This window comes from Ralstonia sp. 22086 (assembly GCF_052045975.1).
Lineage (GTDB): Bacteria > Pseudomonadota > Gammaproteobacteria > Burkholderiales > Burkholderiaceae > Ralstonia > Ralstonia wenshanensis.
Window position 1 is genome coordinate 112,395 of record NZ_JBQEPZ010000002.1, and the last position, 18,023, is coordinate 130,417.

Genomic DNA, 18,023 nt, shown 5'->3' on the forward strand with positions numbered 1-18,023 from the left:
TGCCTTCGGCTCGGGAACAGACAGAATCGGAATCGAAATCAGGAACGAGGTCACGTCAGGCTGGGCACCACCGCGATGGCCCCGCGCTGCTGGATGTCGTTGGCGGTAATGGCCAGCACCGGCTTGCCGGTCTGCTGGCTCAACTGGTGCGCCACCACCACCGAGAGCAGCGGGCCCGCGGCGCCCACATAGCCGCAGGGTGTGCCAACGGGCAGCAGATCTGCGGCAAGGTCCAGCGCGGGGAAACGTTCGGAAAACACGCGTGCCACCTCGACGGTGCGCACGGGGTGCATGCCGGTGTCGGAGACAACGCCGGCAACGGTGATGGGTTCTGCAGCTGGGTTGCCTTCGGCGGTTTCGGCTTCCTTGACCGGTGCGGCGGCCAAGGTGTCGAGTACGTGGCCCACGGCGTCGCCCAGCGCCTGCGTTTGCGGCTGGCCGCGATCGGGCGTCGGCGATTCAAGCCGCGCCACGCCGGCGCGCGTGATCGTGAACGGCTCCGATGCAGCGGCTTCGCCTTCCAGCGCCGGCGGGAGCAGGCTTTGCGCCATGGCCGGCCCACACAGCAGCACGCCCGCAGCGGCTTCGCCCGGCACGCGGCCGTGTTGGCGATTGGCTTCGAACAATTGCTCGTGCTGCATCAGTTGCTCAACAGCGCTTGGGCCGACCAGCGAATCCGCCACCACCACCATGCGCAGCACGCGCTCGTCGCTGGCGCGGTTCACGCCTTGCGTGGCGCGATCGAGCAGCAGCAGCGCATCGGCATCGCCCTTGGCGGTGATGGGCTCCAGCGTCAGTCGGTCTGCGGGCCAGATCAACGCGATGCGTTGGCGCAGCCAGCCATCGGCGGCGGCTTGATGCTGCGGTGTCCACTCGCGCGGGAGCAGGGCGGTGATGATCAGTCGCGTGCTTTCCGGGGCGGTCGATTCCGGAACCTGCGCAACGGCATGTGCGGCCAGCTCTTCGGCCACCTGGCCAGCGAGCGAGAGGGCGCGCAGGCGTTCGTCCAGCCAGTCGATGTCAGGATGATGCTCGGCCAGCTCGGCGCGCAGGTCTTCGATGTCGATGCCTTCCACTTGCGCTGCAAAGATCGGCTGGCCGAAGCCCTGGACATCGGTCAGGCCCGGTTGCGTGTTGGCTTGCACTGCGTCCACCACCGATGCCGCATCACTGCCTGCAGGCGCGCGCAGAGCGCTGGCCAGCAGCACGGCGCGCCATTGGCGCGTGGAGTCTTGCGGGTCAGCGGCTTTGGCGTCGGTGCCTGCGGCGGCCGGCGTGGCAGCAGCCAGCTCGCGGCCCGCGACCACATTGGAGCGGATGCCATCCAGCGCGCGCTTGATGACCCAATAGCCGACGATCATGCCGACCGGCAGCAACAGCAGGTAGGTGAGGATGTCGCCTGTGGTCGGCATGCGGTTGACGGACTGCCACCACACAATGACGGCAATCCACACCACCACGAAGACAGCGAGCAGCGTCAGCCCGGACCGGAAGAGTCTTGCAACCATGTCGTGCGCGTTCAGATGCTGCCGGTGTTGCCCTGGCTGGACAGGAGCGTGGCGCCGCAGGCGGTTTTATCGCCATGGCGCGCTGCCTGCTTGCCGTCGATGATGACGTTCGGGTCGCCCGTCACGATGACGGTCGTGCCGCCGTGGCCGTTCCGCGGGCAGGTCACCTTGTCGCCCACGCAGGCGATGCCCTTGCCGCCGGTGCTTGTGTTGCCCGATGCGGTGATCACCACGCCGCCGTGGTCGGTCTTGTCACCCAGCAGGATGAAGGGCCGTGTCATTGCATGCTCCCCATGTGTCCTATCGTCATTGCCTTGGTGCGGGCTGCTTGCCGAGCACGCCCTTGCGGCGCAGCTCGACGTGGCCCAGATCCATCATCTTCCAGCGGCCGCCCCATACCAGGCCGACCGATTCCGCCGTCTGGCCGTACAGCTCGTAGCCGCGCATTGCCCACGGGTCTTTTTCGCTGATGACCAGCTTGCCGTCGCGGAAGAACGCACTGTCCGCCGCCAGGCCGTACTGGTGATAGCTCTGGAACGCCGTGGCCTGCGTGACATTGCTGCCCATCGCCGCCAGCTTCACTTGCCGCTCGGGGCTTCGGTAGCCTTCGAGCAGCGCCATCTCGTATCCGTGTTCGTCGCGCATGATCTTGTAGACAAGCAGCAAACGCTGGCGGAAATCCGCGTCGAGCAGGTTCCAGTCGCGGCTCGCATCGCGGATGGCCGGACGGATCTGCTCGACTTCACGCGTGGTGAACACCTCGGGCGGCAAGGGCGGCGGCGGGACCAGCCGTTCGCCATTGAGCAGCGCCGAGATGTGCGGATCCGGTTCGCGCACCTGATCGTCATCGAACTCGAACGACTGCTGCTCGCGCAGCGCCAGCGCCAGCATGGGCGGCACCGACAGCACACCCAGTGCACCGAGCAGCAACATCCGCCGCCGCACCACGAACTGCTTGAACGCCGATACCCCTGACGTTGCGTTGTCCACCGACTCGCGCAACGAACCTGCCGAGCGCGCGCCCACCACCGCCGCCCCCGTGCTCAAGCGCCGCCACTGGGCACGCAGCAACGCCGCGCAGCGCTGCCGTACCGACGGCAGCAGCAGCACGGCAGCCACCACCACCATGGCAACGAAGTAGAGAACAAGAGCGAGAAAAACCATACCGACCTGCGGAGCGTGGGCGCCTACGTCAATTCATCCAGATTTATATCTGTATTTAGAAGTCTAAATTATTAATAAACGGTAATAATCGGGTGCTCACTACGCAGAAATATTAAGAAACGATAAAGAAAATACCGCAACCTACGTCAATCATTTGTCTTTCAGCAAGGCCAGACTTAGAATCAGCAGCCACCACCGGAATCGGCGGTTGTTTGTAATCCATACGTTCGCCGCGCATTCTATTTCAATTCTGGACCCGTGATGAGTAATAACGGCGATTTGAAACAAGAAGGGCCTCCAACGCTCTTCAATTCTGAATCCGAGACCGATGAGGCCGGGCATACGCGCATTCTGGCGAGCCTGGAAGGCCGCGTCGCGGCCAGCGGCAAGGGACCGAAAAAGTCGGGGCAGCGCTATGGCGTTGCAGCGGCGGTTGTGGTGCTCGCCGCCGGTATTGGCGCATGGATCATGCTGAATCCGAGCGGCGAATCCGCGCCCGCCCAGGTGGCAGAACAACCCGCGCCGACGGCCGCCCAATCGCCGGCAGCCACGCAGGCAGCGGCGCCGGAAGCCGCTCACACGGCCACTGCGGCGCCTGTCGCTTCCGCAAGCGAGCCCGTGGCGGAAGTGCAAGCCGCCACCATCGTCAACGTTCCGCCGGGCGAGGAGCGCACGAGCGACAAGAGCGAGAAGAGCGATAACGCGTCGGTTGCCAGCGCGCCGGCCAAGGAGGCGCATGATGAGGCGCCGGCGGCGCATTCCGTGGCGGTAAAGTCTGCCAGCCCCACGGCGGATACCGACGAAGGCAAAACGGCAACCGCCAAGCTGGTGGCCAAATCGACCAATACGCCATTTAAGGCGCTGCAGCAGCCAACAAAGCCGAAGGCGCACTCAACTGCCAAAGCCGCCAAGAACCGAAAGGGTACATTGGCGCCTGATGATCCTGACGCTGATCTGCTGGCCGCTTTGCTTGCGCCGCAGAATGCTGCCAATAAGCCCGCCAATTCACCCACTTACAAAGGGCAATAGCCGCCCGACTGCCCGGTTGGTTTTTTTACAACCGGGTAATTGAGCGGAGGCGGGTGCGATGCTCGACATTGCGCTGCCTCGTAATTGCCCGCGCTGGTTTCACGAAATCGCCCCGTGATACGCCACGCGTTGCAGCACCGGACAGCGAATGGACGCCACGACCCTTCTTCAGAACCTCTTCGCACCCACACGCCGCCTATACACGCTGGAGGGGGACGGGGCGCTTGCAGACCTTGCGGTCGAAGCCTGGCTCGGGCGGGAGGCGCTGTCCGAGCTGTTTGAATGGCGCGTGGTGGCCGTCAGCGCCAATGCGCGCATCGCGCTCAAGTCGTTGCTGGGCGAGCGCGTCACGCTGGTCACGACGCTGGCCGACGGAACGCAGACCAAGCGCACTGGCCTGATCCGGCTTGCCGAGAAGCTCGGCGCGGATGGGAGCCTCACACGCTATCGCCTGACCGTGGTGCCCTGGTTCTGGTTGACCACACAGCAGCGCCACAGCCAGGTGTTCCAGAACCGGCCGCTCGCGGACATTTTTGAGCAGATGCTGTCGCCGTACGAGCCGTACGCCTCGTGGCGCTATGCGGCCGGTGCCGAAGCACGCATGGCCGACTTTGGTACACGCACGCACATCGCCCAGTTTCGCGAGACCGACTACCACTTCGTTACGCGCCTGCTGGCCGAAGCGGGGCTCGGCTTCACCACGGTGGAAGACGACCAGGCGCATGGCGGTCACACGCTGGTGATTTTTGCCGACAGCACGCAACTGCAGGAAGATGCGGAATCGGCAGCGGCGGGCGGTATCCGCTTCCACCGCGCGCACAGCCTGGAAGAGCGCGACGCGATTCAGCAACTGGTTTGCCACACGCGGACAACGGTAGGCGGGGTAGCTGTGGCCGCGTGGGACCCGGAAGGCAAGCAGAACGCCCGAGCCCACGCGCCCGCACGCTTCGCTACCAGCGCGGGCAGCCCGGACGCGTATCTGTCGATCAGCCCATCGCTTGCACCCGATTCCGCCAACGCCCAACGCATTGTCGAACAGGTCATGGAAAGCCTGGAAGCCCGCGCGCTGCTGTTTTCAGGGCGTGGCACGGTGCGCACGCTGCGCAGCGGCACGCGGCTGCAGGTGGTGGATTGCCCGCACCTGCCGCAAGACGTGGAAGGCGCCTATCCACTATTGATGGATTTGGTCGAGCACTGCGGCATCAACAACCTGACCGTTGATACGCACAACGCGCTCAGCCAGCGTTTGGGCGGGCTCGATGCCGCGCTGGAATTCGATACGCCGCCTAGCGCGCCGGAGTCCGGCCCCGGCATCTTCGGTTTCCAGGAAGCAGAAGGCCCCATCGAACGCAGCACGCCGACTGGCGAGTTGCTCAAGGCAGCACGCACGCACGGCTATGCCGGAATGTTCCGCGCAAGCGACGCACGCAGGCCCTGGCGCCCGGCCGTGACAGAACCGGATTGCGGCCGCCTCTACGCCGCGCCCACCGCGCAAGGCGTGCACAGCGCCATCGTGGTCGGCCCGGACGGCCAGACCCAAGCCGGCGGAGACGGCGAACACCACGCTACCCCCGCAGGTGAAATCCGCGTGCGGTTTCCCTGGCAACAAGGCGAGCGCGCGGATGACCGCAGCACGCGCTGGGTGCGCGTTGCGCAGCGGCAGGCCGGCTCCGGCATGGGCTGGCAATGGCTGCCGCGCATCGGGCAGGAAGTGCTCGTCAAGTTCAGCGAAGACGACATCGACCAGCCGGTCGTGATCGGCTCGCTGTACAACGGCCAAGGGGAGGCTGGCATTGCGCCCACGCCGGGCGGGCAGGGCGCATCCGACCAAAGCGACAGCACAGCCCTCTACAAGCAAGGCAGCGACAGCGCCGCAAGCGCGCAAGGCAACGTGGCCGGCGGCCACAGCCCCGCGTGGCACGGCATGGGCACGGAGGCTGAAGGCCACCGCAACGCCGCCGCTCACACCGGCTTCAAGAGCGCGGAACACGGCGGCAGCGGCTACAACCACCTCGTTTTTGACGATAGCGACGGCCAGTTGCGCACGCAGCTCGCCACCACGCAGCAATTCAGCCAGCTCAACCTCGGGCATCTCGTCCATCAGCAAGACAACCGGCGCGGCAGTTTCCGTGGCCAGGGCTTTGAGCTGCGCACCGATGGCCACGCCGCCGTGCGCGGCCAGGCCGGCCTGCTGCTGACCACCTATCGCGACGCCAGCAACGGCAAAGCAGTGCCCACCGGCGACAACGCTGCGGGCATTGCGCTGATCAAGCAAGCCAAGGAATTGACGTCATCGCTTGGGCAAGGGGCGGTCACCCATCAGACCGCCGCGCTCGACACCGCCAAGAACGACGATGCCCCGCTGGCCAAGCAAGCCAAGGCGGTGGCCGGCATGGTCGACGGCAAGGCGCTCGACGCCGCCAAGCAAGACGCCAGCGCCGGCAACACCACCACGCAAGGCAAGGTGCCGCATCAGGGCGAGGCCATCGCGCACCTCGCAGGCCGAGCGGGCCTCGTCATGGTGGCGGGGCAAGACCTACAGCTCGCCAACGGCGAAAGCATCGCGCTGGGCAGCGGCCAAGACACCAACCTCGCCATCGGCAAGCAGGCACGCATGCACGCCGGCCAGGCAGTCGGCGTGGCTGCCGGTTTGTCGAAGGCAGGTGACAACAACATCGGCCTGCAGCTCACCGCGGGGCAAGACAACATCGATGTGCAGGCACAGCACGACGTGCTCAAGCTGATGGCCAAGCAGGATCTGAAGCTGGTGTCGGCCAATATGAATGTGGATTTTGCGGCCGCCAAGCGCATCCGCATCGCCACGGCCGCCGGGGCGTCGATCACGCTCGAAGGTGGGAATATCACCGTGGAGTGTGCGGGGGCGATTACGTATAAGGCGGCGCAGCGGGTGTTTGAGGGGCCGGTGAACAGCAACTATCCGTTGCCGTCCTTTCCGCAGAGTATCTGCGTCGAATGCATGCTGCGAGCGATGGCGGGTGGCCATCCGCTTGGCAACATGAACGGCTGACGTGGCCCTTGACCTAAACAGCATTGGCGGTATGGCGACTCGTTACCAGGCTCAGCGCTTGAGCTCAGCCAATCCAGCATGGATTGATGATTTTCCTGACGGGGCTCTGGAGCGATTGCTCGCTGCATTGCCGGAAGCGAACGTTTACGCCTTGATTGACAACGCATTCGATACCGGTCTCGCAAAGCGGCTTTACTCAAGGTTTCCGACGCTACAACCTCAATCGCTCTACGCCGGCCGGTATGAAGGGCCCGGTTTGGCAGAAATCGCACCTTCCATCATCCGCATTCCAGACCATTCGATCGAGCGGCGCGCCTTTCTTGATATCGCTTTGCGCGAGACATCGGGCAACCCCATGTTGAGCTTTCTGCAATCAAGCGTATCAACATGCGACCCATACGCACATCTCATCAACCAAATGAAAGCGGTTGACCCTGACGGGGAGATGTTTCTCATTCGCTTTGCGGACACGCGCGCGCTCGATATGTTGTTGCAGGTGTTTGATGACGCGCAGCGCACACGCTTTCTCGGCGGTTTGCAATGGTGGTATTTTTCGCGTGACGGCGCTCTGCAGCACGTCGGCACCACTGATGCAGGGGCACTCGAACCGACCGATGCCCCCTACGTTTTTACTCGCCATCAAATGGCCCGGTTTGCCGCACTGGCTCGCCCAGATGGCGTCCTGCGGCTCATCCAGACCAATGCGCATTGGTTCGGCACACTTGTTGGCACGCCATCCCAAGCGCATGCGTGCATTCGGTCAGTATTTGAATCGTTTGACGCGACCGAAGTGGAGCACGATGCGAAAGCTTTTCGGCTTGTCGCTCATGCATTGACTGAAGCAGGATTGCTCGAGTCGCAACAGCAACCGGTGCCATCCGAAGTTACGACGGCATCGTCATGAAAGCGCGAACATGGGTGGCGCTTTTGTTGGCGCTACTTGCCCTCGGCTGCAAGCCCTCGCAGCAAGCACAAGCGGCGCCACAAGATGAAGATCTTGGATTGCAGGTCCAAGTGCTCAACTACATGGATGAAGCGCTTGGGGACGTGTATGTAAATGGCATCTGGGTAGGTGGTATGTCCAGCCATGCAGGAGGCACAAGCGTCGCGGGATCGGTTGGCTTGCCTGCAAAGTGGCACCCCGGCCTAACAGTCGAAGTTGAATGGCAGGACGACACTCTGTATAGAAAAGACCATGATGCTCTGCACAAGACGCAGGTGTCAGTGGAGCCCTACGAAACGGGGGAGCCAGCTACGTTGTGGTTAGCGTTTATGCCTAGCAACAAGATAAGAGCGATTGCGTCGCGCTATACGCCTCACAACCCAAAGTTTCCGGGGGGGCTGAAGTTTCCATATGACGTTTGCATGGCGGACCCAGCATGTGCGGCCAAGTTTTATCGGCAGCGCGCACCGACCAGAAGCGGTAACCCATAAACAATGGTTATCAAAATACGAACATGGATGGCACTCGTGTTGGTGGTGCTGGCTACCGGCTGCAAGCCCTTGCGGCAGGCACAGGTGGCTTCACAAAGTGAAGACCTTGCGCTACAGGTTCGGATTCTGAATTACATGGATGAGCCCCTCGGAGATGTGTATGTGAACAGGATATGGGCTGGAGGTATGCGAAGCCACGCAGGAGGCTTCGGCGTCGCCGGTTCAGTTGGTCTACCGGCCAAGTGGCACGCGGGGCTGACGGTGGACGTCGAATGGCAGGACGATGCCCTCTATCGGAAAGACCGCGATGCTTCGTACAAGGCGCAGGTACCGGTTGAGCCGTACGACGTGACAAACGACCATCCTGCTGTGCTGTGGCTTGCATTCATGCCAGGCAACAATTTGAAAGCCATAGCGTCCAGCTACGGGCCGGGGCATTTGAAGTTTCCCGCGGATTGGAGGTATCCGGAAGACGCTTGTAGGGCGAATTCAGTGTGTACCGCCAAGTTTTATCCGCAGCGCGTCCCACTCGCCCCCAACAGCGGTAACCCATAAAGAATGCTTATGAAAATACGAACATGGATGGCACTCGTGTTGGTGCTGCTCGCTACCGGCTGCAAGCCCTCGCAGCAAGCACAAGCGGCGTCGCAGGACGAAGGTCTTGGATTGCAGGTCCAAGTACTCAACTACAGGGATGAACCGCTTGGAGACGTTTATGTAAATGGCATATGGGTAGGTGGAATGCCGAGCCATGCAGGTGGCACAAGTGTCGCTGGATCAGTTGGTCTGCCTGCCGAGTGGCATGCGGGCTTGACAGTCGAAGTCGAATGGCAGGACGACACCTTGTATCGCAAGGATCACGATGCGCTGTATAAGGAGCAGGTGGGGATCGAACCGTATGATTTGAAAAATGACCGTCCGTCGGACTTGTGGCTCGCATTCCTACCGGACAACACGATCAAAGCTATCGCATCCAGCTATGGCCCCGGCCACTCGAATTTCCCTGCGAAGTGGAAGCTTCCGTTCGATGTTTGCATGGCAGACAAAGCGTGCGCAGCTAAGTTTTATCCGGAGCGTGTAACACGCAGCGATCAGGAGCAATGAGATGGCCGAACTCGAACAGCTTGATCCGAATCCCTTCTCTCTGAGCGTAGACGAGAAGGGACGGTGCATGGCAAGCAATATGGACGCATCCTCAGGGCAATGCACGCAGGAATTCCGTATCGGGTTCTTCTTTGATGGCACGAACAACAATAAAGACCGTGACTCCCCTAAGCGGGCGCATAGCAACGTGGCGAGGTTATTCGACATTTTTCAGGTGACACCAGAGCAAGTGCGTTTCTATGTGCCCGGCATCGGGACGCCATTCCAGCGGGAGATTGGAGACACAGGCCGCGGCTATGATGCGCGTGCGGGCCTTGGTTCGGGGTGGGGGGGCGAGGCACGTATCAATTGGGCGCTGCTAAAAATTACCGATGCGCTATATCGGTACTACTACATTCGTGATCTTAGTGCCGACATGGGTACTGACGATCTAAAGCTCATCAAAAAGATATCCACCGACGTAAACCTCCCAGTACACCTTCGCGCTTCTGCTGGCAGCGACGAAGTTGATGAACTCAACAACGCTGGCACGTTTGGTACGCTGGCCGGAACCTTGGACACCGCCACGCTTGCCCCCAACCATGAGGCTCGCCGGCAAGAGCTGGCGCGTCGCCGAGAGTTTGTTGAGCAAAAGCTCAAACCACTGATCGATGGTCGCAAGCCGACGCTGACGAAGATTCGACTTTACGTGTTCGGATTCTCCCGGGGCGCAGCCGAGGCACGTGTTTTTTGCAGCTGGCTGGAGGATGCCCTAGGCAAGGACATGACGCTGGCTGGCGTAAAGGTCAGCGTGGATTTTCTCGGCATATTCGACACCGTAGCGTCGGTGGGCTTCGCCCAAAGCTTCATGATCGCCAGCGGCCATGGCGGTTGGGGTAACGAAGAGTTCCTGCGCATCCCGGGTTACGTCGAGCGAACAGTGCATCTCATCTCGTCACACGAGATACGCGGTTCGTTCCCGCTCGACAAGGCGGAGTCCAAGAACTGTCTGGAGTTGGCCTACCCCGGGGTCCATACCGATGTGGGAGGAGCCTATCAACCAGGGGATCAAGGGCGCGGCTGCCGTGCCGATGGGACACCCGATGACAGCACGAAGATGTCCCAAGTTACGTTGGCGAAGATGTACCGCGAAGCGGTTGCGGCTGGTGTCCCGTTGAATCCGGCTGCCGCAAACCTTGCTCAGAAATTTAAGGACGCCCTCACTATTTCTCCGCAACTCATCAAGGACTACAACGACTACGTCGATGCTGTAAATCCACTGATACGCAAGCACGGCGGAGGAACGACCGGTGCTGCACGTGTGCAATACGGGTTGTACCTGCGTTGGCGTCGCCTACGGTTGAACGCGGGCGCGCAGGCCTTCGAGAATCAGCCCTTCTTCAAGCGAGCGCAAAAGTTCAGTGCCCAGTGTGCACAAGATTTGGCCGGTGCTAACGAAGAGCTGCGCGAAGAAGCCAAGATCATGGCGGAGATGGAAAACTCCCCCGTCTACTCGGATGGCTGGATGGGCAAGGTTTTTCGGAACGTTCCGGGCCCGGGCGGGGTGGTTGCCGAGATCCAGCAGTTCGTCTGGGGTGAGAAAGTCAAGCAATGGAGGGAGGTCAAGTCATACTGGAATGACACATCGCCGCTAGATGCCCGCATCGTCAAATTTTTCGATGACTACGTCCACGACTCACGTGCTTGGTTCAAGCCAACCGGCGCCACCAACGAAGAAGTCTGGAAGCGCCAGCAAAAGGCTCGCCTGGAAGATCTCAAGCGCAAGGACGCCGAGTGGAAAGCCCAGTGGGCCGAGATCAATGCGGCATCCGCGCGAGATCCGGAGGGGGTGCGCAAGCGCTTCGCGCCGGTCGACGAGGGTGGGGAGGGCGATATATATCCGCCGCTGCTGGTCGGTCAGGACCGCACCGACTTGGACCGGTATTTGAAGGACGGCTCTCTACCACTGGAAAAATCAGGCCGCGAGTTCAGTTCTGTGTGGGGTTATCTGCGCTGGCGAACCCATTTTGCTCCAACACTAACTATGAGCGAGCGCGCGCAGGCGGCGTGGAATAAGGCCTCCAAGATTCCGGGAAAAGTCGCGGACAAGATCACGGATAAAGCCAAGGACGTTGCGCATAGCGCTGAGGAAAAGGCGGCGGAAGCCGCAGGCAAAATCTTGGAAGCCGGTAAAGAGACCCTTATTCGTGGCGCGAAAGACACGCTAGATCGCTTTACCGGTGGCGGCATTCCAAGGCTGTGACCGAGAAAACTTTTTTAAAGTAGCGCTATGAATAGTGCCGATGCTTCGGGAGGAGACCTGCGGCATTTATCCCTAAAACCTTACCGGCTTGGCATCACCCTCAGCGCAGCACTCGCAATCCTGCTAATCACGCTTAGCTTGATCGCGCTTCTTACGCCTAATCTCGACTATGGCGTGGTGCTGCTGATCCTGCTCGCGCTGGTAATTGGTCTGCCGTTGTGTTTGGCATTGCTATTGACGTGGCTTGCATATAGACGCAGTGCATCAACGCCGTTGCCGGCAAAGTTGCATGCAGCCATGTTCTTGCCGACTCTTGCAGCGTTGAGCGTTCTTCCAATTGGGGCGGGAATGCAGGACACAGCGCGAAGGTGGTTCAGTGAAGCGCACCCAGACATCCGCGAACTGCATGTCAACTTCAGCGGAAGACCGTTGTGGCTTGCAGTAGGCAGCGCTCAGACAGGCGCAGGTTCATGGCCGCGTATGCCGTTGCTGTCGGGGCCAGAGGCAAGGTTTGCCGGCTTCATTCGTCATCCTCAGGAAGACGACGTCAACCAGGGGCGTTTTCCATATGCGGGAAGCCGCCTGGGTGAGGGCGAGCATTCGTACGCCTACGCCGATACGGACGAGGCAGGACAACCTGTAGCGGTACGCCCGCGCCCACTGCTGCTACGCCCGTACCCAGATCTCGGCAGACTTCCGTCGGACCTTCGCGAGAGCGATTTGCTGGTGTATCAGTACTTTCATTACTACGATCATGTGGATGTCGCGCCAGCGCTAGGTAGATTGGACGCATCGAAATTGGACGAACTACAGGGCCGATTGGGCAATGTCGTGTCCTTCTATCTGTCCGATCAATACCCGCGAGGTTTGGCGAGACTCGAGATCGATGGTCAGACTCTGGTGATTGGAACTGACAATGAGCGCGTTTTTGAAGGGCCGTGCGGTCGACGTTCGAGTTTTGTCGGCAGTGCGCTGCTGGACATCCAAGCGCCGCTTGCAGTGCGCTGGCAGACGCTGGACGATCCGGCCCGTTGGCACGAGGCAAGCGTAAGCGTTCCCGCCTTTCAAGGGACGACGTCACGGGCTATGCAAGCATCTGTCCGTAACGTTCGATTGTATTTTTTGGACGGTGGCGTCGTTGCTGCGGAGCAGTTTCAGACACAGAACCTTCTCGGCGGAGACCAGAGAACGGTCTCCACGGGCGTCCCCGTAGGCGTACGGGCAGACCGGATTTGTGACAACACCAACCAGAAAAACTTTGACGCGTTTTCCGGATGACCCGGCGACGTCGTTGTGAATTCAACCCTAAAACAACCTGACTCTCTCCAATGAACCTGCAATACAAACTTGCCGTAGCCCTCTTGACCACCGCCTGGATGAGCGCAGGCATCTGCGCCCAGCACACCTCCACCGCGCCGGCAGCGGGCAATGCCCCGCAAAGTGGAATCAAGAAGGCCGTGCACGCAAAGAAGCACGGCAAGCGTGCCAAGAGCGCCCGTGCGCGCAAGAACACTGCAATCGCGCGTGATGGCGATGCAGAAGTGCTCGCCCAAGTGCTCGGCTCGGATAGCAAGAATCCGTTGTGGGGGAAGCCGCAGCAGTAATGGCGGTTTGTAGTCGGATGTGCGGCGCGGTGCCGCCGGGGAAAGAACCTTGATCCTGATCTCACCGGTCCGCAAAGAAACGCTATGAAAACCTGGAGATGCCTACGCGCAGCGGCCATCGCTTCAACTGCGTTTTGTGTACTGACGGCGTGCACCACTAAGCCTGCACCAACGGCTGACGAGGTAGCGGCTAGCATCACTTCGTACAACCACACTCCCGACTATATCCACCAGTTCTACGTGGATGGAACTTGGGCGGGCAATTCGTTCGCGTACGGCGGCGGAGGCAAATTTGTCTGTTGCGTCGCATACCCCGAAACATGGCGCCCGGGCTTCACTGCCACGGTGAAGTGGACAACGTCCAGTTCTGACCCGAATGCGACAGGCGACGCGGTAAAGCCGCACTGGCACGAAGCTGTTGTTCCAATCGAAAAGTACGTAGAAACCGGCACGCTACACGTGCATTTCCTGCCTGAAAATAGGGTTCGACTCATCGTTTCCAGTAAGGGCGCTGGTCATCCTGATTATCCGGGCCCGGCCTATCCGGTTAAGCCGGCCGACTTTCATTTCGAGCCAAGCCGACGTGCGGCTCAGCTGAAAGAAGAGCGCGCCCGAGCGCAAGCGGCGGGACGGGCCCGGCTTCAAGAGGAGATGCGCGCGTTGAAGGATGCACCGCCACCCCCTCAGGCGCCGGCGGAACCGATACCACTTTTGCCCGACGAGATCGCGCCCGGTGTCAAGCGAGACGCGACTACACCACCTGGCTACAACCATATCCAAGGCTGATCCATATACCACCGTACACTCGGCAGCCGCCGGGAATCGGACAAGATGTCCCGCTAAACAGCCTCCTTTGCGTTCCCACACGACAAGTTGCATGCGCCGCATAGCGACAGCGTTTGCGCTTTTCTTTGCGACCCAGCACGCCGCATCGGCAACCGACTCCATTGCGATTTCGCCCGATCAACTCACCAACGCCACAATCGAAATACGAGGTAGCGACATCTACTACGAGTTGCGAACTCCGGCCGGCATTCGCAGCGCAACAATTGCCACCCAAACTGAAAAGGCAATTCACCTAGCGGCAGGCGACTACGATTTCAGTGGACGACAGGGCTTCGCGTTCTGGTCGATTGACGAGGGGCAGGGCGTTTACAAGATCTACCGCGTTTTCACCTTCTGACGAAAGCGGAACGATTTCGTTGAGCGCCATCCCCGCTGTGGCGACGCGTTCCTCAACCTTCGAGTGGACGCGCAACGAAAACGACTGATCAGTACATTCTTCGAGAACAACAGTCCCAAGTCATGTGTAACACGGTTGGATCCGGATTGAAGATGCTTCGGCATGCGTTGTCGGCGTACGTATTTTCCACGGTGTTTCCCGCCTCTGCAGACGGGCCGTTAGGATCCCCCGCAGCGAACAAACCACCGACGGCTATCTGAGTACGGCATTGCTGCTGAGGCCTGCACCACCATCGTCACAATCTGCTTCTCGCGGATCCAATCAAACAGCCCCTGCACGATGATGTTTCAAATACGCCGCACGGTTTCGTGTCTTCTCGCAACGCTGGCCGCGCTCCTGGTCATGGGGTGCCAGCCTTCTTCCACCACTAAGTCATCCAGCAAAACAGTGATGCCGCAAAGTATTGAGATCGAGATAGGCGAGTCGCCGCAGGCGCTCATTGGGCGTTATGGCAAGGCCGTGGATGTTGACAACAAGAATGAGCAGGCCTATGGCGTGACGTTCTATGCGGTGGATTGGCCTGACAGCTCGCAAGGTACGGTCGTTATCAAGAATCAAAAGAGCGAGGTGCGCCTCGACACGGCGTTGGGTGTCTCGGGTTCGTTCGACAAGGCCCACGCCGACGAGGGTATCTATGACTACAGCATTAGCCTTGGCATTCCCCCGCGAAATAACGTTGCGCACGACCAAGCACGTCTGCAGTTCTACGAAATGCTCAAGCGAATTCAGCAGGCGGGCTGGAAGCGGTGGATATACCCAGAGAATCCTCGGTTGTCCGGTGTCGAAGCCTTCCGCTATCGACTCGTAAAAGACCAAGGGGTCGATTCACTGGATCCAGGCTATTTGCCTGGCCTCGAAGACTGGATGAAACTCCCCGACATGACCTCGTGGCGCTTTTACCTCAACGGGGTCTACATGGACGTTCAGATGTCGAGGGACTCGAAGCGCATGAAAGTGGATGAACCGGGCGCGTACTTCGTCAAGATCAAGCTGGAGGGCTACGCCAATTATTGGCGCAACGCGTTCAACGAGCAGGACCGCCCACATTGGCGTGACCTCTTTCCCGGCTTGCAACGACAGATGCGTGCAGAGCGGGCCGGCGCAGAGCAAAAGCTGAAGGTTCAGGGCTATAGCATTGACACCAGCTATCGCAATCCGGACGAGACATCCGGTGATCAGCCTGTTTCGCCGCCACCCAATACCAGCGCGAAATGATGGTTCGCCGGGGATGGCTTGCAGGCCATGGACTCGCTGATACGACATGCTCATGCGTTCGCCTTTCCAATTACTAAATCAGTCAGCTTTCTCACATGAACGTGCAATACAAACTCGCCGTAGCCCTCCTCACCACCGCCTGGATGACCACAGGCATCTGTGCCCAGCACACCTCCACCGTGCCGACCTCAGGCAATGCCCCGCAAAGCGGAATCAAGAAGGCCGTGCACGCAAAGAAGCACGGCAAGCGGGGCAAGGTCACCCGCGCGCGCAAGAGTGCCCCGGTGGCTCGCGATGGCGATGCAGAAGTGCTCGCCCAGGTGCTGGGTTCGGATAACAAGAACCCGTTGTGGGGAAAGCCGCAGCAGTAACCAGGCAAATGGCCGCAGCGGATGCGCCAAGGCGCGATCAGCCCCCCGTCCGCTGCTTCTGCAACATCGCCAACTGCGTCGCCAGGTAATTGCTCGTATTCGTCATACTGGCCACCACCTTCGACAGCGCATTGAACTGCGCGTAATAGAGCGCCTGCTTGGCATCGAGCTGCTTCTGCATCAGATCGATCTGCTTGCCGAGCGAGGTGATCGAGCTGTTGATTGCGTCGCTGGCGTTCTGCACCATGCCATTGTTCGACAGCAAGTTGCCCGACACGGTATGCAGTTGCGCCGCGTAGCCCCGCTGCACGGTGACGGTGCCGCGGTCGCCCAACGCGCCGCCGGTCACTTGCACCGTCAGGCCATCGACGGCCGATCCGCTGGCGCCGTACAGGTTCTGGCCCGAACCCGTGGCGGCGGCGCCGTTGATGGTGCCTTGTACATCGCGTCCGGCCGTGGCCGTTGGGCTGCCGCCCAGCAGCGACGCGGCGCCATTCCCTGACACTGACACCGTCGATACCGAGCCGTATTGCTTGTCGGTGAACGTCAGCACGCCGTTGGCATCGGTGCCGATGGCGACTTCCACCTTGGCTTTCTGCAGGTCGGGCGAAGCGTTGATCTGGCTCTGGATCTGCGTGGCCAGGCTCGATGCGGTGTAGCTGCCGGCGGGCACCTTGATGTTGGTCGTGATGCCGCTGAGCGTGACCGACAGGCTGTCGTTCACGCCGCTCTGGATGGTCGTGTTGGCAGCCGCCGAGCCCTTGAGCGAGCCTTGCGTGGCCAGCTGGGTGACATTGACGGCGTAGCTGCCGGCCTGCGTGGTCGTTGAAAACGCCGAAACTTTCAGCAATGAATCCGTCGCCGTGCCGGTGCCGGCAAACAGCGCTGCCACCTGGCTGGGCGATTTCTTCAGGGCCGCTGTGAGCTTCGCGTCGTCAATCGACAGCGTGCCTTCCTTGTCCATCGTTACGCCAATGCTGCCCAACGACTGGAGCGCGCCGTTGCCGATGCCTTGGCCCAGCACGTCGGTCAGCTGGTTGATCATCGCCTTGGTGCTGACGTCGCCGGCCAGCGCGCCGTTGTTGGCGGCATTGGCGGTATCGAACTTGGTCAACGCATTGAGCTGGATGCGCAGCGCGTTGTACGCCTTGACGAAGTTGAGTACCGACTGGCTGGCCTGGCCGGCGTCGCTGCCGACCGTGACGGTCGTGCTGCCCGTCTTGGCGAGCGTGAACGAGGTGCCGTCCACCACGTCCGTCAGCGTGTTGGTGGCGCTTTGCACGGCGATGCCGTTGACGGTAACCATGGCGTTGCGGCCCGTGGCGACCTCGGTCATGTTCTGCGTGCCGGCCGGGTCGTGGCTCAGAAGGGATTGCAGTGCAGGGTCGCCCGAGACGGCAATCTTCATCTCCGAATTGGCGCCGCCGGCGGTGGACGTCAGCACCAGCCGGTACGGCGAATTGCTGCCGTCGTTGACGATGCTGGCCGAAACGCCCAGGTTGGCGCTGTTGATGGCATCGCGGATGGCGGCGAGCGTGTTGTTCGACGGGTCGATGGTGATCGAGCCGCCGGCCTGGTTGCCGTTCTGCGTGAAAGTGGCGCCGGTGTATTTGCCGTCGGCAAAGCTGCCGCCCGAGACACTGCCGAATGAAAACGTGAGCGTAGTGGGCGTGCCGCTGCCGATGGGCGTCTTGCTCGACGCCTGCCCGGCGGCTGACAGTACCTGCGCCTGCGCAAGCTGCGTCACGTTGACTTGATACGTGCCGGCCGGCGCCGTGTTGGACAGCGAGGCCGTGAGGATCGACGTGTCGTGTCCGCTGGCCTTGTTGCCGGTAAACGTATCCGGGTTATTCAGGGCGGCCATCGCCGTCTGGAAGGTCGCCAGGGCGCTTTTGAGCGAGCCGACCGCCGACAACTGCGTCTGAAACGCCTTCTGCTGCGTCTGTCGCAGCGTCATGCCCTTGCTTTCGGCCTGGATCAGCTTCGTGACAAGGCTGTTGACGTCGATGTTCGTACCGATGCCCGGAACGGAGATCGGCGGAATGTAGTTGTTGCTCGTGGACGAGGTGGCCATGGTCGGA

Annotated in this window: 17 protein-coding genes; 13 read left to right on the forward strand and 4 right to left on the reverse strand. The window is 61.0% G+C overall.

Annotated features, from left to right (window positions below):
- Positions 1-50: 50 nt before the first annotated feature.
- Genes ACTJK6_RS09625 through ACTJK6_RS09635 form a run of 3 tightly spaced genes read right to left on the reverse strand, consistent with a single transcriptional unit; the run spans position 51 to position 2,672 of the window.
- Positions 51-1,508 (reverse strand): hypothetical protein, encoded by a 1,458-nt coding sequence (locus tag ACTJK6_RS09625; protein ID WP_440838853.1) that lies wholly within the window; start codon positions 1,506-1,508, stop codon positions 51-53.
- Positions 1,509-1,519: 11 nt separating this feature from the next.
- A complete protein-coding gene (locus ACTJK6_RS09630) occupies positions 1,520-1,789 on the reverse strand; it encodes a PAAR domain-containing protein (protein ID WP_024978961.1) in 270 nt (89 codons plus the stop codon).
- A gap of 25 nt (positions 1,790-1,814) precedes the next feature.
- The gene (locus ACTJK6_RS09635) at positions 1,815-2,672 is read right to left on the reverse strand and encodes a M15 family metallopeptidase (protein ID WP_232039413.1); all 858 of its coding nucleotides are present in this window, start codon (positions 2,670-2,672) and stop codon (positions 1,815-1,817) included.
- Between the two features lie 261 nt (positions 2,673-2,933).
- Here ACTJK6_RS09635 and ACTJK6_RS09640 point away from each other — a divergent pair, with 261 nt between their 5' ends.
- The 13 genes from ACTJK6_RS09640 (at position 2,934) to ACTJK6_RS09700 (ending at position 15,942) form a co-directional block, all read left to right on the forward strand.
- Positions 2,934-3,701, forward strand: a complete 768-nt coding sequence (locus ACTJK6_RS09640; protein WP_440838854.1) for a hypothetical protein — start codon at positions 2,934-2,936, stop codon at positions 3,699-3,701.
- 148 nt (positions 3,702-3,849) lie between these two features.
- Complete coding sequence (locus ACTJK6_RS09645) at positions 3,850-6,729, forward strand: type VI secretion system Vgr family protein (RefSeq protein WP_440838855.1); 2,880 nt, start codon at positions 3,850-3,852, stop codon at positions 6,727-6,729.
- A gap of 31 nt (positions 6,730-6,760) precedes the next feature.
- On the forward strand, positions 6,761-7,633 hold the full coding sequence (locus tag ACTJK6_RS09650) for a DUF4123 domain-containing protein (RefSeq protein ID WP_440838856.1): 873 nt from the start codon (positions 6,761-6,763) through the stop codon (positions 7,631-7,633).
- Positions 7,634-7,755: 122 nt separating this feature from the next.
- Complete coding sequence (locus tag ACTJK6_RS09655; RefSeq protein WP_440839303.1) at positions 7,756-8,163, forward strand: DUF3304 domain-containing protein; 408 nt, start codon at positions 7,756-7,758, stop codon at positions 8,161-8,163.
- 27 nt (positions 8,164-8,190) lie between these two features.
- Positions 8,191-8,718, forward strand: coding sequence for a DUF3304 domain-containing protein (locus tag ACTJK6_RS09660; protein ID WP_440838857.1), 528 nt, complete (start codon positions 8,191-8,193; stop codon positions 8,716-8,718).
- A 27-nt stretch (positions 8,719-8,745) separates the two neighbouring features.
- Positions 8,746-9,267 (forward strand): DUF3304 domain-containing protein, encoded by a 522-nt coding sequence (locus tag ACTJK6_RS09665; RefSeq protein WP_440838858.1) that lies wholly within the window; start codon positions 8,746-8,748, stop codon positions 9,265-9,267.
- Between the two features lies 1 nt (position 9,268).
- Entirely contained in the window at positions 9,269-11,509 is a 2,241-nt protein-coding gene (locus ACTJK6_RS09670; protein ID WP_440838859.1) for a T6SS phospholipase effector Tle1-like catalytic domain-containing protein, read from the forward strand.
- A 27-nt stretch (positions 11,510-11,536) separates the two neighbouring features.
- On the forward strand, positions 11,537-12,787 hold the full coding sequence (locus tag ACTJK6_RS09675; RefSeq protein WP_440838860.1) for a hypothetical protein: 1,251 nt from the start codon (positions 11,537-11,539) through the stop codon (positions 12,785-12,787).
- Positions 12,788-12,837: 50 nt separating this feature from the next.
- Positions 12,838-13,113, forward strand: a complete 276-nt coding sequence (locus tag ACTJK6_RS09680; protein WP_440838861.1) for a hypothetical protein — start codon at positions 12,838-12,840, stop codon at positions 13,111-13,113.
- Between the two features lie 84 nt (positions 13,114-13,197).
- Positions 13,198-13,899 carry a DUF3304 domain-containing protein gene (locus ACTJK6_RS09685; protein WP_440838862.1) on the forward strand — a complete coding sequence of 234 codons (702 nt, stop codon included), beginning with the start codon at positions 13,198-13,200 and terminating at the stop codon, positions 13,897-13,899.
- Between the two features lie 91 nt (positions 13,900-13,990).
- Positions 13,991-14,296 (forward strand): hypothetical protein, encoded by a 306-nt coding sequence (locus ACTJK6_RS09690; protein ID WP_260801742.1) that lies wholly within the window; start codon positions 13,991-13,993, stop codon positions 14,294-14,296.
- A gap of 450 nt (positions 14,297-14,746) precedes the next feature.
- A complete protein-coding gene (locus tag ACTJK6_RS09695; protein WP_440838863.1) occupies positions 14,747-15,571 on the forward strand; it encodes a hypothetical protein in 825 nt (274 codons plus the stop codon).
- 95 nt (positions 15,572-15,666) lie between these two features.
- Complete coding sequence (locus ACTJK6_RS09700; protein WP_260801740.1) at positions 15,667-15,942, forward strand: hypothetical protein; 276 nt, start codon at positions 15,667-15,669, stop codon at positions 15,940-15,942.
- Between the two features lie 37 nt (positions 15,943-15,979).
- Here the strand turns inward: ACTJK6_RS09700 and fliD are convergent, their stop codons facing one another.
- Positions 15,980-18,016 (reverse strand): flagellar filament capping protein FliD, encoded by a 2,037-nt coding sequence (fliD, locus tag ACTJK6_RS09705; RefSeq protein WP_440838864.1) that lies wholly within the window; start codon positions 18,014-18,016, stop codon positions 15,980-15,982.
- Between the last annotated feature and the right edge of the window lie 7 nt (positions 18,017-18,023).

Bases quoted from the DNA above. Each gene is read 5' to 3' on its own strand.
- ACTJK6_RS09625 (WP_440838853.1), bottom strand. From the start codon at position 1,508: ATGGTTGCAAGACTCTTCCGGTCCGGGCTGACGCTGCTCGCTGTCTTC.
- ACTJK6_RS09630 (WP_024978961.1), bottom strand. From the start codon at position 1,789: ATGACACGGCCCTTCATCCTGCTGGGTGACAAGACCGACCACGGCGGC.
- ACTJK6_RS09635 (WP_232039413.1), bottom strand. From the start codon at position 2,672: ATGGTTTTTCTCGCTCTTGTTCTCTACTTCGTTGCCATGGTGGTGGTG.
- ACTJK6_RS09640 (WP_440838854.1), top strand. From the start codon at position 2,934: ATGAGTAATAACGGCGATTTGAAACAAGAAGGGCCTCCAACGCTCTTC.
- ACTJK6_RS09645 (WP_440838855.1), top strand. From the start codon at position 3,850: ATGGACGCCACGACCCTTCTTCAGAACCTCTTCGCACCCACACGCCGC.
- ACTJK6_RS09650 (WP_440838856.1), top strand. From the start codon at position 6,761: ATGGCGACTCGTTACCAGGCTCAGCGCTTGAGCTCAGCCAATCCAGCA.
- ACTJK6_RS09655 (WP_440839303.1), top strand. From the start codon at position 7,756: ATGGATGAAGCGCTTGGGGACGTGTATGTAAATGGCATCTGGGTAGGT.
- ACTJK6_RS09660 (WP_440838857.1), top strand. From the start codon at position 8,191: ATGGCACTCGTGTTGGTGGTGCTGGCTACCGGCTGCAAGCCCTTGCGG.
- ACTJK6_RS09665 (WP_440838858.1), top strand. From the start codon at position 8,746: ATGGCACTCGTGTTGGTGCTGCTCGCTACCGGCTGCAAGCCCTCGCAG.
- ACTJK6_RS09670 (WP_440838859.1), top strand. From the start codon at position 9,269: ATGGCCGAACTCGAACAGCTTGATCCGAATCCCTTCTCTCTGAGCGTA.
- ACTJK6_RS09675 (WP_440838860.1), top strand. From the start codon at position 11,537: ATGAATAGTGCCGATGCTTCGGGAGGAGACCTGCGGCATTTATCCCTA.
- ACTJK6_RS09680 (WP_440838861.1), top strand. From the start codon at position 12,838: ATGAACCTGCAATACAAACTTGCCGTAGCCCTCTTGACCACCGCCTGG.
- ACTJK6_RS09685 (WP_440838862.1), top strand. From the start codon at position 13,198: ATGAAAACCTGGAGATGCCTACGCGCAGCGGCCATCGCTTCAACTGCG.
- ACTJK6_RS09690 (WP_260801742.1), top strand. From the start codon at position 13,991: ATGCGCCGCATAGCGACAGCGTTTGCGCTTTTCTTTGCGACCCAGCAC.
- ACTJK6_RS09695 (WP_440838863.1), top strand. From the start codon at position 14,747: ATGCCGCAAAGTATTGAGATCGAGATAGGCGAGTCGCCGCAGGCGCTC.
- ACTJK6_RS09700 (WP_260801740.1), top strand. From the start codon at position 15,667: ATGAACGTGCAATACAAACTCGCCGTAGCCCTCCTCACCACCGCCTGG.
- fliD (WP_440838864.1), bottom strand. From the start codon at position 18,016: ATGGCCACCTCGTCCACGAGCAACAACTACATTCCGCCGATCTCCGTT.